13 protein-coding genes and 1 pseudogene are annotated in these 16,031 nt (G+C 61.1%); all 14 read right to left on the reverse strand.

Annotated elements, in window-relative coordinates; genetic code table 11:
* Window positions 1-49 precede the first annotated feature (49 nt).
* Complete coding sequence (locus tag ACFQT0_RS00675; protein ID WP_380199528.1) at window positions 50-826, reverse strand: mannitol dehydrogenase family protein; 777 nt, start codon at window positions 824-826, stop codon at window positions 50-52.
* Window positions 795-1,994: a pectate lyase gene (locus ACFQT0_RS00680; protein ID WP_380199530.1), complete on the reverse strand. Its 1,200-nt coding sequence runs from the start codon at window positions 1,992-1,994 to the stop codon at window positions 795-797. Before ACFQT0_RS00680 ends, ACFQT0_RS00675 begins: the two co-directional genes overlap by 32 nt.
* A gap of 7 nt (window positions 1,995-2,001) precedes the next feature.
* Window positions 2,002-2,735: pseudogene (gene pelA, locus ACFQT0_RS00685) on the reverse strand (pectate lyase).
* A 30-nt stretch (window positions 2,736-2,765) separates the two neighbouring features.
* Window positions 2,766-3,893: a RagB/SusD family nutrient uptake outer membrane protein gene (locus tag ACFQT0_RS00690; RefSeq protein ID WP_380205877.1), complete on the reverse strand. Its 1,128-nt coding sequence runs from the start codon at window positions 3,891-3,893 to the stop codon at window positions 2,766-2,768.
* 82 nt (window positions 3,894-3,975) lie between these two features.
* Window positions 3,976-4,281, reverse strand: a complete 306-nt coding sequence (locus tag ACFQT0_RS00695) for a hypothetical protein (protein ID WP_380199532.1) — start codon at window positions 4,279-4,281, stop codon at window positions 3,976-3,978.
* A gap of 346 nt (window positions 4,282-4,627) precedes the next feature.
* A complete protein-coding gene (locus ACFQT0_RS00700; protein ID WP_380199534.1) occupies window positions 4,628-5,452 on the reverse strand; it encodes a hypothetical protein in 825 nt (274 codons plus the stop codon).
* Window positions 5,358-7,604 carry a SusC/RagA family TonB-linked outer membrane protein gene (locus tag ACFQT0_RS00705; protein ID WP_380199536.1) on the reverse strand — a complete coding sequence of 749 codons (2,247 nt, stop codon included), beginning with the start codon at window positions 7,602-7,604 and terminating at the stop codon, window positions 5,358-5,360. The genes ACFQT0_RS00700 and ACFQT0_RS00705 overlap by 95 nt, the downstream gene beginning before the upstream one ends.
* A complete protein-coding gene (locus tag ACFQT0_RS00710; RefSeq protein WP_380199538.1) occupies window positions 7,501-7,929 on the reverse strand; it encodes a carboxypeptidase-like regulatory domain-containing protein in 429 nt (142 codons plus the stop codon). Before ACFQT0_RS00710 ends, ACFQT0_RS00705 begins: the two co-directional genes overlap by 104 nt.
* A 41-nt stretch (window positions 7,930-7,970) precedes the next feature.
* On the reverse strand, window positions 7,971-8,801 hold the full coding sequence (kduI, locus tag ACFQT0_RS00715) for a 5-dehydro-4-deoxy-D-glucuronate isomerase (protein WP_380199540.1): 831 nt from the start codon (window positions 8,799-8,801) through the stop codon (window positions 7,971-7,973).
* Window positions 8,802-8,909: 108 nt separating this feature from the next.
* Window positions 8,910-9,680, reverse strand: coding sequence for a 2-dehydro-3-deoxy-D-gluconate 5-dehydrogenase KduD (gene kduD, locus ACFQT0_RS00720; protein WP_380199542.1), 771 nt, complete (start codon window positions 9,678-9,680; stop codon window positions 8,910-8,912).
* Between the two features lie 424 nt (window positions 9,681-10,104).
* Entirely contained in the window at window positions 10,105-11,091 is a 987-nt protein-coding gene (locus tag ACFQT0_RS00725) for a pectinesterase family protein (RefSeq protein ID WP_380199544.1), read from the reverse strand.
* Window positions 11,092-11,367: 276 nt separating this feature from the next.
* Window positions 11,368-13,011, reverse strand: a complete 1,644-nt coding sequence (locus tag ACFQT0_RS00730; protein ID WP_380199546.1) for a glycoside hydrolase family 43 protein — start codon at window positions 13,009-13,011, stop codon at window positions 11,368-11,370.
* Between the two features lie 198 nt (window positions 13,012-13,209).
* Window positions 13,210-14,067, reverse strand: a complete 858-nt coding sequence (locus ACFQT0_RS00735; protein WP_380199548.1) for a fumarylacetoacetate hydrolase family protein — start codon at window positions 14,065-14,067, stop codon at window positions 13,210-13,212.
* Window positions 14,068-14,235: 168 nt separating this feature from the next.
* The gene (locus tag ACFQT0_RS00740; RefSeq protein WP_380199550.1) at window positions 14,236-15,921 is read right to left on the reverse strand and encodes a sodium/sugar symporter; all 1,686 of its coding nucleotides are present in this window, start codon (window positions 15,919-15,921) and stop codon (window positions 14,236-14,238) included.
* Window positions 15,922-16,031: the final 110 nt, after the last annotated feature.

Genomic DNA, 16,031 nt, shown 5'->3' on the forward strand with positions numbered 1-16,031 from the left:
AGATGTCTCGGCTGCGCTCGACATGACGGTGGTTTAAGTTGTAATTCGGTTACGAGTTAACAGCGGCTGATTTCTTAGTGAAAAAGGCCCTCAAAGTCGCGGGAGCGCCTTCCTCCAACAGTTGAGCCAGATACTGGCTTACACACTCGGCGAAACCGGGCAGGCGCGTGAGGTCACTGCCCCAGAGGGCGGTGTTGCGCAATACTGTGGTGGTTAGCTCGGCTGGCGACAGCCGGGCCCAGAGGTCGGCTAAGTAGCCGGCGCGGTCGTCGATTATGGTATAAGGCTCGCCATTGGCCTCGCCGTGCCCCACGCCCGGGGCTGAAGCGGTGTTGCGCATAAACAGCAGGTAGGCCGCAAAGCCCAGTGCCATGTAGTGCGGTACGGCTTGGTGCTGCTCGTAGTAGTGCAGCAGCGTGGGCACGTTGCGCATCTGCATCTTCATGGTGCCCTGCATGGCAATGGCCATCCAGCGGTGCTCGAGGTAGGGGTTGCGAAAGCGGTCGAGCACCTGCAGGCCGAAGCGCTGACCCACTTTTTCATCCACCGCGTACGGGATGCCGGGCAGCAAATCGGCCAGCATCAGGTTGTGGATGAAGCGGGCCAGATACTCGTTTTCGAGGGCTTCGCGCACGGTGGTGCAGCCCACCAGGTGCGCCAGCGCATAGCTGAGCGTGTGCGTACCGTTGAGCAGGCGCAGCTTGAGCTCCCGGAAAAGCGTGATATCGGGCCGGATAACTACGCCCGTAGCCACGCTATGGAACGAGAGTACCTCGCGTACCTCTTCGCCGCCCTCAATGGCCCAGAGGGCATACGCCTCGGTCATGGTCAGCAGGCTCGTCCTGGTAGCCCAGGTCGGCTTGCAGCTGCTCGTAGGTAGCAGGGTCGGGCCGGCCGGGCACAATGCGGTCGACCAGGGTATTGCAGAAGTGGTTAGCCGATTCGAGCCAGTCGATAAACTCGCTGCCCAGGTCGTTGCGGTGGGCCAGCTCCAGCACTATGGCCTCGAGCTTGCGGCCGTTGTCGGGTATCAGCTCGGTGGGCACCACCACCAGCCCGCGGCTGGCATCGCCCTCGAAGGCCTGGAAGCGCGCATACAGCACTGCCAGCAGCTTGCCGGGGAACGACTGCGGCGGCGTGAGGTGAATGTCCTCATTCACCAGCTGAATGCCAACTTCGGTGGTGTTGGAAATTACCACCTGCAAGTCGGGGCTGGTGGCAAATTCCAAGACTTCGGCCCACTGGCTTTTGGCCGACAGCACCCGGCTGATGCTGGCGCACACCACGTTTTCTTCCACTGGCTTGCCGTCGTCGATGCCGCGCACGCACACCGTGTACAGGCCGTTCTGGCGGTCAAACGCCGTGGCGTCGCCGCCGTCGGTGCTTTTCACCACCACAATGCGGCCGTTGAACACGCCCTGGCGGTTGGCCTCGTCAATCATGAAATCGGGCAGGCCGCGCAGCAGCACGCCGGTGCCGAACTGCAGCACTTTTTCGGGCAAGTCGAACAGGGCCGGCGTGGGCCAGGCGACCGCAGTGGTGGCGGCGGGGGCGGCCACGGCTAATGCTTTGGTTAACGTAGTCATCGGGAATGCTGATAGCCGTTTATTTTTTGCTTCGCCCGGCGCGGTGTTCACCCGCTTTTGCCAGGCCGGATAGTCGGTAGCCAGCAGCTTGGCGGGCCAGGTGCCGGCGTAGAGGTAGCCGGCGCGGCGCTCCACTTCTATTTCCAATAATTGGTAATGCACCTTGCTGTCGCGGCCCACGTAAATCGGCCGGTCGGTATTGAGCTCGTAGAAACGGGCCCAGATGGTGGAGCCGGGCTCGGGCACGATGACCCGGTCCAGCACTTTTTTGCTTTGCGGCGCGGTGATTTCCTTCACCGCGTAGCCAGAAATTTTCACCTTCTCAAACCAGTCGACGGCGCACTCAATGGCGGTTTTCACAGCCGCCGAGGGCTTTTCGATGCCCATCAGAAAGCGCACTATTTCCACCGACTCGTCACCGCTCAGCGAGGCCGCCGAAGGCGCGGGCTTTGGCTGGCTGCAGGGTTTTCTCGTCGTACTGCGCGCACCAGGCCGTGGGGTGACCGTTGCGTACGTACTGCGTCTTTAGAATGCAGTCGGTGCCGCGGTCCACGGCTGCCTGCGCCAGGGGCGCCAGCGCGGGGTCGAGCACAGTAAACTGCTTGGTGCGGTTGGCCACGTTGCGCAGCAGCTGCAGCACGCGCACCATGGCGTTGTCGTTGTAAGTAATCTGGTGGCGGTAGTTGCTGAAGTCGGGGTAGTACTGCGGGAAACCGCCGTTGGCGTACTGCATTTTCAGCAGGAAGCGCACGCCGTTTTCGGCGGCCTGGCGGTAGGCGGGGTTGTTGGTTTTTGGAACGCCGTGGCCAGGTAGCTGATTTCACGCGTCGTGGCGTTGTTGTCGATGGTGGCATCGTTGCGGTTTTTGTCGGCCAGGGTACTGGCCCGCATCGCCGCGCTCAGCGGGTGGCTGTAGTCTACTTTCGCCGTGCCCACCGCCTTGGGCCAGCCGCCAATGGCCCGCTGAAACACCAGCATTTTTTCGGCGGTGCTGTCCAGGGTGGCGGCTTGCTCCAGGTGCTGCGGCACTGGGGTGGTTCGGATATGCTCCGAACCACCCGCGGCCACCGTCGCCTGCTGAGCCAGGGGTGCACCAAGTCCCACCTTGCTCATTCCCGCCAGCAGGAACAGTAGTTGCAGCGTTGTCATAAAATAGCTTAGCGTGAAGGGCCGGAAGAATTAGTAGCCGAAGTTTTGCTTCAGGGCCGGGTCGGCCGAAAGGGTGCTCTGCGGAATGGGCAGCAGCTCTTTGCCCTGGCCGGGCACGTACTCAGCAGCTAAGCCGCTGCCGGTGCTGGTCGCCGTCACGGTGCCCAGCGTGAAAGTTGAGCCGTTGGGCTTCGTATTTGCTACGTAGGGCGCATCGATGGCCTGGCGCCAGTTCACGCGCACCGTGCCGGTGGGCGCGGCGTTGGCCGTAGGCGAAGGGCGGTAGAACGAGCGGGTGTACTGAACGCTGCCTGCGGCGGGCGTGCGGAAGTACATATACAAAGGCACGTTCTGGTAGGGCGCTTGTCCTTTGGCCATCTTCTCGATGTTGGCTTTGGCTTCGGCCAGCTTCTGGTCAAACAGGTTCCAGCGCAGCAGGTCGTACTTGCGAATAGCTTCGCTGCCAAACTCCAGGTACCGCTCGTTCACAATGGCATCAAACAGCGAGGCCTTGCTGGTGAGGCTGAAGCCGGCGGCCGTGAGGGTGGCCAGCGCCTTGGCCTTGTTGCCGGCAAAAGCCCGCGTGCGCACCAGCATCAGGGCGTCCTGCGCGGCCTGAGTAGCGCCGTTGAGCTCGTTCTCGGTTTCGGCAAACATCAGCAGCACATCGGCAAAACGGATGATGGGCCAGTTGTAGCCCAGGTAGTTGCTGCCGCCCGTGAGTGGCGGAATGTGCCAGTCGCGCCGGAACTTGCCGTCCGTGATGGAGCTCAGTGCCACCCCCGACTGGAAGTTGCTGTTGCTCGCAATCGTGTAGGTCGTAATGGTCACGTCGCGCCGCGTATCGGTCGAGTCGAAAGCGTAGAAGTAAGTCGGCACCACCGTCACGGCGCCCTGTGTGGAGCCGTAGGTACCCGAGGCGTTCTGCAAGCGCGGGCCATTGTAGTAGCCCAACTTGCTGTCCGACCCGGCGGTAGAGCCCGTCATACCCACCTGGAACATGATTTCGTTGGCGGATTCCGAGCGCTGCTCGTTGATGCTCTTAAATACTTCCAGGAAGCTGGGGTTGAGCGTGTGCTCGGTGGGCCGGGCCATCAGGTCGCTGCACTCCTGCCGCGCAATGCGGTAGTAGTCGAGGTAGTCGGTGGGCCGGGCCATGGCCGTGCCTTTCAGCGAATACCCGCCGCGGTACAAGGCGATGCGAGCCCGCAGGGCTTTCACGGCGCCTTTGGTAATACGCTCACTGGGTGCGCCGGCGCGGCTGCGGTACGGCACCAGCTTGGAGGCCAGGGCCAGGTCGTCCACGAGGCGGCTGAGGGTGGCGTTGCGGTCGGCGTTGGGCAGGTTGAAGTCCTGGCCCGAAACCGACGGCGAGAACTGCGCGGGCACGTCGCCCCAGTTGCGCACCAGGCTCAAAGTAGTACTGGGCCCGCAGCGTGAGGGCTTCGCCGTGCAGGCGGTGCATGGCGGCCGTGTCGGCCGCGGGGCCGCTGTTGTACAAGGGCGACTGCGGAATCTGCTGGATGCAGATGTTGGCCCGCTCCACGCCTTGGTACAGGGTATTCCAGGGGTTGGTAATCTCGCTGTTGGTGGGCAGGGCCTTGTAGCGCGCAATGCTGCGGCGCCCCCGTCGGGTGCTCCCGCCGAGCCAATCATCTCGTCGGAATCGAAGGGGAAGTACATGCTGATGCGCGTGCCGTAGCTCTGGTCGCCCGAGAGGGGGTCGTAGGCGCCGATAACAGCGGCCGTAGCCCCGGCCACGGTGCTGAAGGTGTACTCGGTCGTGTTCAGGGCCAGGGGCTCCACGTCGAGGTAGTCTTTGCAGGAAGTAATCAGCCCGGCGCCGACCAGTACGCTCACGGCCAGTGCGGCGCGGAAAGAAATTGAGGATTTCATATTGCTAGCGGGTGGGAAATTAGAGGGATAGGTTCAGGCCGAACAGGATGGCGCGGCTGCGCGGGTAGGCGGCGTAGTCCACGCCCGGCGTGAGCGGCGTGGCGCGGCGGGTGTTCACCTCCGGGTCGTAGCCCGTGTATTTGGTGAAGGTGTAGAGGTTGTTCAGCGTCACGTAAAAGCGCAGCCTGCTCAACTTTGGCGCGGGTGGTCAGCGTCTTCGGCAAGGTGTAGCCCAAGGTCAGGTTGTTGACGCGCAGAAACGAGCCGTCTTCAATGGCCCACGAGTGCAGGAAGTAGTTGCGGGTGGGCGTCCAGATGGTGGCGTTCTGGTTCACTTCCTGCAGGCGGCTCAGCGAGGTGATGAGCGAGCCATCGGCCTCGATGGTGCGGTAGCGGGTGCTCATCACGTCGAGCACGTTGCTGTACACCGTGTTGGCCGTGTTCGAGGTGAACTCAATCTTGTTGGCGTTGTACACATCGTTGCCCACCACGAAATTGAGGAACACGCTGGCATCAAATCCTTTGTAAGTAAACTGCTGGTTGAGGCCGCCCACCATTTTGGGGTTGGCGTTGCCGATAACCACCTGGTCCTTGTCGTCGATGACGCCGTCTTTGTTCTGGTCTATCAGGCGGAGCGAGCCGGGCTGCGCGGCCAGGCCATCGGGCGTGCCCGACAGCAGCTGACCGGCTTTCAGCACCCAGCGCTGGGTAGCGGCATTGTAGCTCTCAAAGTCGGCGGCGGTGTAAAAGCCCTGGCGGCCGTTGGTGTAGTCGGTCACGTAGCCGTACATCTGGCCCACCGGCTGGCCTACCCGCGCCACGTAGTCGCGGGTGAGGGCGGTGCCAGCCCAACCCGAGCGATGCCGGGCGCTCGTCGAGGCCGGTGCCCAGGCTCTCGATGCGGCCGCGGTTGAAGGCCGCGTTGGCGGTAGCGGTCCAGGTGAAGTTTTCGTTGCGAACAATGGCGCCCGTGAGCTGCAGCTCCAGGCCGCGGTTCGAGGTTGAGCCAATGTTCTGGGTTTGCGTGGTGTAGCCCAGGAAAGCCGGAATGGTGCGGTTGATGAGCAGGTCGCTGGTGGTGTTGTAGTAGGCATCGGCGGTGAACTGCACACGGTTGTCGAGCAAGGCCAGGTCAACGCCCACGTTGCGCGAGGTGGTGGTTTCCCACTTCAGGTTGTTGTTGCCCAAGCGAGTAGCCGCCGATCCGAGCACGATGGCGTGGTTGAGGGCGTACGGCGCGCTGCCGGCCGAGAAGAGCTGGTCGCCCAGGAAGTCGGCAATGCGGTTGTTGCCGGCTTTGCCGTAGCTCAGGCGCAGCTTCAAGTCGTTGACCATGGTCAGGCTCTTGAAAAATTCTTCGCGCGAGATGCGCCACGCCACCGAAGCGCCGGGGAAGTAGCCCCAGCGGTTGCCAGGCTTGTACTTCGACGAGCCATCGGCCCGGAACGTGCCCGTGAACAGGTACTTATCGTCGTAGGAGTAAGTCGCACGGCCGAAGCCCGACAGCAAGCGGTAATCCTGCGGAATGTCGGTGGTGGGCAGCACGGGCTGGCTGGTTTGGCCGGTGGGCAGCACGCCCTGGTTGATGTTGGCCAAGGCGCGCTCGGCGGTGATGTCCAGCGGCAGGAAGTTGGTTTGGATGTACTGGCTGGTGTTGCGCTGCTGGTAGATTTCTTCGCCCACGAGCAAGCCCACCGAGTGCACGCCTTTTTTGAAGCTGTAGTCCAGCACGTTGGAGTTGTTCAGCGTGTTCTGTATGCCGGTGGAGATGGACGCCGTGGGCAGGTTCTGGTAGTTGCCGGCCGGCTGGCGCAGCAGCGGCGAGTAGCGGCCGTTGAAGGTGCCCAGGTCGCCGTTGGTAACGTCGAAACCAGCCGTGGTGCGGAACGTCAGGTTCTTCATGATTTCGAAGGAGACGTTGCCGCCAATGTTGAACGTGCGGCGCTTGTCGCGGCGGTACTCATTGTCGATGGTCAGGATGGGGTTGACCAGGCTGGAGTTCTGGAAGAAGTCGTCGTCGAAGGTGTTGGGGTCGAGCACGCGGCCCGAGAAGTTGGGCACCGACAAGGGCTGGTACTGCACGGCGTTGCGCAGGCGGGAGGTGGTGTTCGAGCCGGTGGTGGAAGTACCAGGGCCGTTGGTGGTCTGGTCGTTGAAACGCACGTTCAGGCCAAAGCGCAGCCGGTCGGTGGCCTTGGTGTCGAAGCGGAAGTTTATCAGTTTGCGGTCGTAGTCCGAACCCCGCTGAATGCCTTCTTCCAGGTTGCGGGTCAAACTCAGCGAGTAGGTGGTGCCTTTCACGCCGCCGGCCAGCGAGACGTTGTGGGTTTGCTGGAAAGCATCGCGGCCGAAGGTTTCGTCCTGCCAGTCGACGAAGGGCGCGTTGCGGGCGCGCTGCAGCGTGTCGCTGTTGAAGTTGCTGCTGCCAAACAAGGCCTTAAACGAGTTCAGGCCGCCCGTACCGGTGGCACCAGCCTGCTGGGCCCGCTCAAACTGGTAGTTGAGGTAGTCGTCGGGCTTGAGCACACCCAGCGTGTTGCTGATGCGGCGCACGCCGGCAAAGCCGTTGTAGCTGATAACGGTGCGGCCTTCGATGCCTTTTTTGGTGGTGATAATCACGACGCCGTTGGCACCGCGGGCACCGTAGATGGCCGTTGCCGAGGCGTCTTTCAGTACGTCGACCGAGGCAATGTCCTGGGGAGCAATCACGCTCAGGGCGTTCTCAATCTGAATGCCGTCTACCACAAACAGCGGCGAGTTGTCCTGGGTAATGGAGCCGCCGCCGCGTACCCGCACCTGCACGTTGGCGTTGCCGGGCGTGCCTTCGGCCGAGGTGAGCTGCACGCCCGCCAGGCGACCAGTCAGCGCTTCAGCGGCCGAGTTTACCGGCACGTCCTTGATTTGCTGCGCACCCACCGACGATACCGAGCCGGTGACGTCGCGGCGCTGCACCTCCTGGTAGCCAATGACCACCACGTCTTCGAGCCTGCTTGCTGTCCGAGGCGAGGGTCACGTTGATGGTCGACTGGTCGCCCACCGTTACTTCTTTCGACACAAAGCCCACGTAGCTAAAGCGCAGCTTGGCCGTAGCGGCTTCGGCGGCGGGCAGCGTGAGGCTGTAAGCACCGTCGCCACCGGTAGAAGCCCCGATGGTGGTGCCTTCTACCAGCACCGTTACGCCGGGCAGGGTTTCCCCCTCGGCAGATTTTACGACGCCCTGAATCTGGCGGCTTTGTGCCATCGCCAGTCCGATGCTCCCGAAGAGCAGCAGCCAGAGCAGGAGAAAATGTTTTTTCATGAGTGCAGGAGAAATTTGGATGGGAGTTTTAAAAAATCAGCTTAGCGCAGTGCGTCGAGGGGCACGGCGTCCATGTCGGTGTATTCGCGGTTTTCGCCGGCCATGCCCCAGATAAAAGCGTAGGCGCTGGTGCCGCAGCCGGTGTGGATGCTCCACGGCGGCGAGAGGATGGCCTGCTCGTTGCTCACCCACAGCGGGCGGGTTTCGGTGGGCTCGCCCAGCATGTGGAGCACGCGCTGGCCCTCGGGCAGGTTGAAGTAGAGGTAGGCCTCCATGCGCCGGTCGTGGGTGTGGCTGGGCATGGTGTTCCACACCGAGCCGGGCTGCAGCTGCGTGAGGCCCATCACCGCCTGGCAGCTTTGGATGCCTTCGGCGTAGATGTACTTGTAGATGGTGCGGCGGTTGGCCGTTTCGGTGGCGCCCATTTCCACGGGCGTGGCCTCGGCCTGGGTGCGCAGCGTGGTGGGGTACGCGTGGTGAGCCGGCGCTGAAAGCAGGTAAAACTTGGCCGGATTGGCAGCGTCGCGGCTGGCAAAGGCCACCTCTTGCGCCCCCATGCCCACGTACAGGCAGTCCTGGTTGCCCAGCTCGTACACCGTGCCGTCGACCGTCACCGTGCCCGCGCCGCCCACGTTCAGCGCGCCCAGCTCGCGGCGCTCCAGAAAGAAATCAGCCTTCAGCGACTCCGGGCAAGGCAGCGAGAGCGCCGTGCCGGCAGGCTGAGCGCCGCCTACTATCATGCGGTCGTAGTGCGTGTAGGTCAGCTCAATTTCGCCAGCGGCGAAGATGTTCTCAATCAGGAAATGCTCCCGAAGGCCGCTGGTGTTGAGGGTGGCCGTTTCACGCGGACCGATGGCGAAGCGAGTTTTCAAAGCAGTGTTGAGTTTTGAATGTTGAGGGTTGAATTGCTTTCGTTTGAATTATTGAGAGGTGCTTTACTTGTTCAAATCAACCCTCAACATCCAAAACTCAACCCTTAATTACCGTCCCATCCAGCCGCCGTCGACGGTGAGGATGGTGCCGTGCACGTAGTCGGAAGCGGGCGAGGCCAGGAACACGGCCGGGCCTTTGTAGTCGTCGGGCTGGGCCCAGCGGCCGGCCGGAATGCGGGACAGGATGGCGGCGCTGCGCTCCTGGTCCTGGCGCAGGGCGGCGGTGTTGTCGGTGGCCACGTAGCCCGGGGCAATGGCGTTGACGTTGACGCCGCTGCTGGCCCACTCGTTGGCCAGGGCCTTCACCAGCGAGCCGATGGCGCCCTTGCTGGCCGCGTAGCCCGGCACGTTGATGCCGCCCTGGAAGGTGAGCAGCGAGGCCGTGAAGATGATTTTGCCACTCCCCTGCTTCAGCATCTGGCCGCCAATGGCGCGGGCCAGGCGGAACGGCGCGTCGAGGTTGATGCTGAGCACGGCGTCCCAGTCCTCGTCGGAGTGCTCGGCAGCCGGCGCGCGGCGGATAATGCCGGCGTTGTTGAACAAAATGTCAATCGTAGGAAAGTCGGCCTGCACCTGCTTGATAAAGCCATTCAATGCGTCGCGGTCGCCGAAGTCGGCTTTGTAGGCGCGGAACTCGCGGCCCATGGCTTGCACCGCCTGCTCGGTTTCGCCGCCCTGGGGCATGTTCACCGATACGCCGATGATGTCGGCGCCGGCTTCGGCCAGGCCCAGGGCAATGGCCTGCCCAATACCCCGGTCGCACCCCGTAATGAGGGCGCGCTTGCCGGCTAAACTAAATGCAGAGGAAAATGCAGGCATGAAAAGGGATGATGCGAGGAAGATGAGAAGCTACTGCCCAGCTTTTCAGCACGATTGGGGTTGGCTTTGCTTCTTAAAGGTTTCGCGAACCCGCTGCCAAAAGCAAGAGTTGGACATTATTTTTTTGCGCAATCGTTGCCGGGAACGATGCCATCCGGCACTTGCTACTTTGCCAGGCTGCATTAATCGGCTTCAGCGGCTGAAATTCAAGGAATTTAGCTCAACCCAGCTAAGCGCCGCCTTTGGCTCAATTAATTGCACTTTGCCAATAAAACCGGCCCTGAATAGCTTTTACTCAGCCGGCTGAGCTGGCGGATAGTTTATAGGAAGCCACCCAATTGTGCCAAACTTCAGGCCGAGGCATTAAGCAACACCCAGCTTATAGCAGCACTCTGGCTTCCCGGCCTTCTCCTCTACTCTTGGGCTACTTTTCGCTGGGTTCCCAAGGCTCGCCGCCGCTGAAAATGACTTTCAGCGTGTATTGCCTGGCCTCTTTGGCCGAAAGCTGGCGGGCCCAGGCGACGCGGCCCTTTGGATTGGCGCCCGGGCCAGTCGAGTTGTACTCAGCGTAAAAGGCCGTCTTCTCATTTGCGGGATTGCGCCAGTTGTCCCAGCCGGCGGGCGTGATGTGCGCGCCCATTTCGGTGTTGAGAAAAACGGTTTTGGAGTTGGGCCGCCAGGGCCGGCCCAGGTACACTTTGTGCGCCGCGGTATCGGCGGTGAGCTTGCAGTTCAAGAACACAAAGCCGTATTTCTGGTGCTGGGTAGTCGCGGCAGCCGTGATGTAGGAGTTGCGCTTGCTGTGAATGGTGCAGCCCTCGAAAACCACGGTGGCCGTGCCGAATATGAAGTCCGTAGTGCCGGAGATGTAGCAGTTCACGTAGTACTGGCGGCTGTTTTCCACGGCCGGGTACAGCGTGTCCTGGTTGCCCAATATCCGGCAGTTGCGGAAAGTGGCGCGGTCGCCCTCCACGTGCAGGGCTACGGCCTGGCCCACCGGCCCCGCCGAGTTCTCGAAGGTAATGTTTTCGGCCGTGAAGTCGTTGGCCTGCACCAGCACGGTGTGCGAGGAGTAGGTATTGTGCCCGGCGTAGTCGCCGGTATGGTCACCAAAGGTGATGACGGTGCCCGCAGCGCTTTCGCCCACCAGCTTCACGTGCGTTTTGTGCGAAGGCACCACCAGCTTCTCGCGGTAGCTGCCGTTTTTGATGCGAATGGTAACCGTAACCTGCGACAAATCGCGGGAAGCATTCACGGCATCCTGGATGTTTTTGTACATGCCGGAGCCGTCCTGCGCCACCGTCATTTCGGTTACCTGCGGGGCCGGTTGGGCTGGCACGGCCGGGGTTTGCTGGGCCTGGGCCACTGTGGTCAGCAGCCACAGCCCAATAATCATCAGGAGCTTATTCATGCGCTATTTATAAGGTGGTAAATAATTCTTCAACTCCCTTTCATTAATTGGCGTGGCTTGAGAGCTGCTGAGCTGCTGGATGAGTTAGAAGTTCAGTTGCGGGGACCCTTGGCACAGGCAGCCACGAAGAAGCTGGTTGAATTAGCTGCAACGAAGTAGAGACGCAACATTTTGCGTCTTGTCGTTGAACGATACCCACGCAGCACGCACGACGAGACGCAAAATATTGCGTCTCGTCGTGCGTGCTTCAGAGCAAAAATTTGGGTCAAGCAGCCGTTAGGGCGTGATTCGCCACCAGTCCAGGTCCACGTTGCCGGCGTCGTTGCTCTTGCCGTTGCGGCTGGCAAACAGCCCAACTTTGGCTCCAATCCATTTGCCTTCGCGGGCCTTGAACTCCTCCCCTACGAACTCGAAACGCTGCCCGTCCAGGCTGTAGCTGAAGCGGCACCTGGCGCCGGCTGTTACCTGCACGCGCAAGTAGATGGGGCCCTTGGCAGGCGGCAGCAACACGGGCACTGTGCCGGTCTCGAGGGTGAGCTTGTCGGCGTCGCGGCAGATGCTTTGGGCCACGCGCCACTGGCCGTTCTGGCTCGTGACGGACACGTAGGCGTAGTCGAGCCCCATCATCATCAGCCCAACTTTCTCGCCATCGGCCCGGGGCACGAAGGTGAGCTTGGTGGTGGCGGTGAAGGTTTCGGCCGGCACCTTTTCCAGCAGCAAGTTGGGCACCTGCCAGTAGTTCTTGAAATTGGTAGGCAGCGGCACGGCGTAGAGGCGCAGGTAGCCTTCGGGTCCATTGGGAAACGCCCAGCCCGACTGCGGGTTGGCGTGCCACTGCCATTGCAAGCCCAGGGAAGTGCTGCCGAATTCGTCGGAAGTAGCTGGGGTAGCCAGCGGCTGCGCGGCGCCGGGCACTTTGGGTTTGCGGTAGGTGAGCACGGGCTCGCCCTTGCCGTCGCCGTCGGGGTCGGTGCCGATAACGGGCCAGTCGTTTTTCCAGACCATGGGCTGCAGGTGCACCACGCGGCCGTAGGGTCCCTGGTCCTGGAAATGCAGAAACCAGTCTTCCTTGCCGTCGGGCGTATCGACCCAGGCGCCCTGGTGCGGACCGTTGATGGCAGTTTTGCCTTGGTCCAGCACCACCTTGTCTTCGTAGGGCCCGAAGACGTTTTTGGAGCGCAGCACCGTTTGCCAGCCGGTGGCCACGCCGCCACCCGGCGCGAAGATGTAGTAGTAGCCGCGGCGCTTGTAAAACTTGGGGCCTTCGATGGTAGGGTGGTTGGCGTGGCCATCGAACACCAGCGCATCGTCGCCCACCACGCTCAGGCCATCGGCGCTCATGCGCGACACGGCGATAATGGACTTGAAGCCCGCCCGGCTGCCCGCAAACGCGTGTGCCAAATAGGCCTTGCCGTCCTCGTCCCACAGCGGGCAGGGGTCTATCCAGCCCTTGGCTTCCTTGATAAGCTTAGGGGTTTCCCAGGGGCCGGCCGGGTTGCTGGCGCGCGTCACGTAGATGCCGCGGTCGGGGTCGGGGTAGTAGATGTAGTACTGCTTGTTGTGGTAGCGGATGGCGGGAGCCCACACGCCATTGCCGTGCTGAAGCTGCCGAAACTCGGCCACTGGCGGCTGCTCCCGAAACACGGCGCCGATGATGGTCCAGTTCACCAGGTCTTTGGAATGCAGGATTTGCAGGCCCGGCACCGCGTTGAAGCTCGACGAGGTGAGGTAATAATCGGAGCCCACCCGCACCACGTCGGGGTCCGAATAATCGGCGTAGAGCACCGGGTTTTTGTAAGTGCCGTTGCCCAGGTCGGGCACCCAAACCTGGGAGAGGCCGGCCTGTGCTCCGGCCTGCAGGGCTCCACCGAAAAGCAAGACCAGCCCAATTTGAAATACCCGTTTAAGCTTTGTCACCATCGTTACTGCTTAAAGTTTACTCAAAAACGTCATGCTGACGCAGGAAGCATCTTTACCTCAGCACTAACTCAATCGTCTGTCATGCTAAGCGGAGCGAAGCATCTTATCACGTGAGCACGAATCGTTGAGCTGTGAGAAGATGCTTCGCAGGCTCAGCATGACGGGAGGCGCGGGCAAAGTGGACCGCTAAGGTGCGAGTTACTTACCCCCGTATGCCTTCAGCACCTGGCGCGAAGTGCCCAGGTTGTCAATTCCCAGCTCAACTACGTCGCCGGGCTTGAGGTAAACCGGGGGCTTGAATCCCATGCCGACGCCCGCCGGGGTGCCGGTCGAAATGATGTCGCCGGGCAGCAAGGTCATGAACTGGCTGACGTAGGAAATGATGAAGGGCACGTTGAAAATCAGGTTGGCGGTGTTGCCGTCCTGCACGGGCTGGCCGTTCACCGTGAGCCAGAGGCGCAGGTTGTTGACGTCGCCCATTTCGTCGGGAGTGGCCAGAAAAGGGCCCATGGGCGCGAAGGTGTCGCAGCCCTTGCCCTTGGTCCAGGTGCCGCCGCGCTCCAGCTGGAATTCCCGCTCCGACACGTCGTTGTGCAGCATATAGCCCGCGATGTAGTCCGCGGCATCGGCTTCTTCTACGTAGGAAGCACGCTTGCCAATGACCACGGCCAGTTCTACTTCCCAATCTGTTTTCACCGAGTTACGGGGGATGACGATGTCATCGTCCGGACCCACCAGGGCGGTGGTCGACTTCAGAAAAAGCACGGGCTCGGCGGGCGGCGTCAGCCCCATTTCGCGGGCATGGTCAGAGTAATTTAGCCCAATGCACAGGATTTTGGAGGGCCGGGCCACGGGCGGGCCCAGGCGCTCGGTGGCCGCTACTAAGGGCAGGTTGCCCGCGTTGGCAGCCACAAATTCGGCCAGGCGCTGCAGGCCGTCGTTCTCGAAAAACGCTTCGTTATAGTCTTCGCCAAACGTGGCTACGTCGTAGCGCTGCTCACCTAATAGAACACCAGGTATTTCCTGGCCGGGCAGGCCGTAGCGGATTAGTTTCATAGCAAGGAATTGAGGAAAGACGGGTTGAAATAAAGCAGAACGTCATGCTGAGCGGAGCCGAAGCATCTCGCGTGCTGTAACTAATCTTTTTGATTGAGTTCACTGTTGCACGCGAGATGCTTCGACTCCGCTCAGCATGACGTTCCAAAGAGCTTCAATAGGCTGCGCTTACCAATAAACCGTGTAGAGCGTGGTGAGAATAATCATGATGGCGATGGAGCCAATTGCGAAGCTGCGGGTGGTTTTGAACATGCTACGGTCTACCTCCAGGCCGTTGGTTTTTACGCCGCGACTGGTTTCATACAGGCTGATAATCACCATGGCCGCGATGCAGATAACGAACACGAAGCCCATCCGGTCGAGGAAAGGAATTTCGTAAGGCGCGCCCGGCGCGGGCTGCACCGCAAAGCCGAGCGGCGCCAGAAAGGAGAGGTCCATGTAGTTGGGCAGGAACTTGAACAGCACCGACAGCAGGAAGCCGCCGATGGTGGCAAACAGCGCGGCCGTCGAAGTCGTCTTTTTCCAGAAGAAGCCCAAAATGAACATGGCGAAAATGCCCGGCGACACGAAGCCCGTGTACTCCTGAATGTACTGGAAGCCGCCTTTCTTGTCAATGCCCAGGTGCGGGGCGATGAGCACGCCCATAATCATGGCCACTACCACCGAGATTTTACCCACGTGCACCAGGGTCTTTTCCGAAGCATTGGGGTTGATAACTTTCTTGTAAACGTCGAGCGTGAAGATGGTGGCAATGCTGTTGGCTTTGCCGGCCAGCGAGGCTACTACCGCCGCCGTGAGGGCCGCGAAGGACAGGCCTTTCAGGCCCACAGGCAGGATGTTGAGCAGCACCGGATAGGCGCGGTCGGGGTTGAGCTCGCCGTTCTGCATCATCTCGCCGCTGAACACGTCGGCCTTGTAGAGCACGAAGGCCGCAATGCCGGGCAGCACCACAATCACGGGCATGAGCAGCTTGAGGAAAGCGGCAAACAGGATGCCGGCGCGGGCCGTGGGCAGGTCGGCGCCGAGGGCGCGCTGCGTGATGTACTGGTTGCAGCCCCAGTAGTTCAGGTTCACAATCCACATGCCGCCGAGCAGCACGGTCATGCCGGGCAGGTCGATAAAGTTGGGGTTGTCCTTTTTGAAAATCATCTGGAAGTGGTCGCCGGCCTGGGCCGTCATCAGGCTGAAGCCGTTGAGCACGCCGGTCTGGCCGTAGTGCTCGGCCACGAGGTTCAGGGCCAAGTAGGTGGTGGCCAAACCGCCGAGAATCAGGAAGAACACCTGGATAACGTCGGTGAAGCCAATCACCTTCATGCCGCCCAGGGTGATGAGCACGGCAAACGCCGCCAGCGCGTAGAGGCAGAATTCGAGGTTGAGCCCGGCAATGCTGCTAATGGCAATGGCGCCGAGGTACAGAATCGAGGTCAGGTTGACCACGATGTAGAGGGCCAGCCAGAAAATGGCCATAATCATGGCTACCGTGCCGTTGTACCGCTGGTTGAGGAACTGCGGCATCGTGAAGATGTGATTCTTCAGATAAACCGGAATGAAAAAGACGGCTACCACGATGAGCGTGATAGCCGCCATCCATTCGTAGGTGGCAATGGCCAGGCCCATCTTGAAACCCGAACCAGACATGCCCACAAACTGCTCGGCCGAGATGTTGGAGGCAATCAGCGAAGAGCCGATGGCCCACCACGTCAGGGAGCCTTCGGCCAGGAAGTAGTCTTTGGAATCGCCCTCCAAGGTACCGTCGTGGCCCGTTTTGCGGCGGTAAATCCAGATGCCGTACCCCGATACAATTATAAAGTAGACGAAGAAAACGATGTAATCAATCGTGGAGAGCTTGTTCATTGAGCAGAATGGGTATTGAGGCGCGGCAGCCTACCAAAGTGCGAAATAGCGCAGTGGTGGCGAAGCTATGGGAAAGTAATGTTCCGCTAAAAAACCGTTTCTGAAAGGAA

Origin of the sequence: Hymenobacter humi (assembly GCF_042665855.1) — a bacterium.
Classification (GTDB): domain Bacteria; phylum Bacteroidota; class Bacteroidia; order Cytophagales; family Hymenobacteraceae; genus Hymenobacter; species Hymenobacter humi.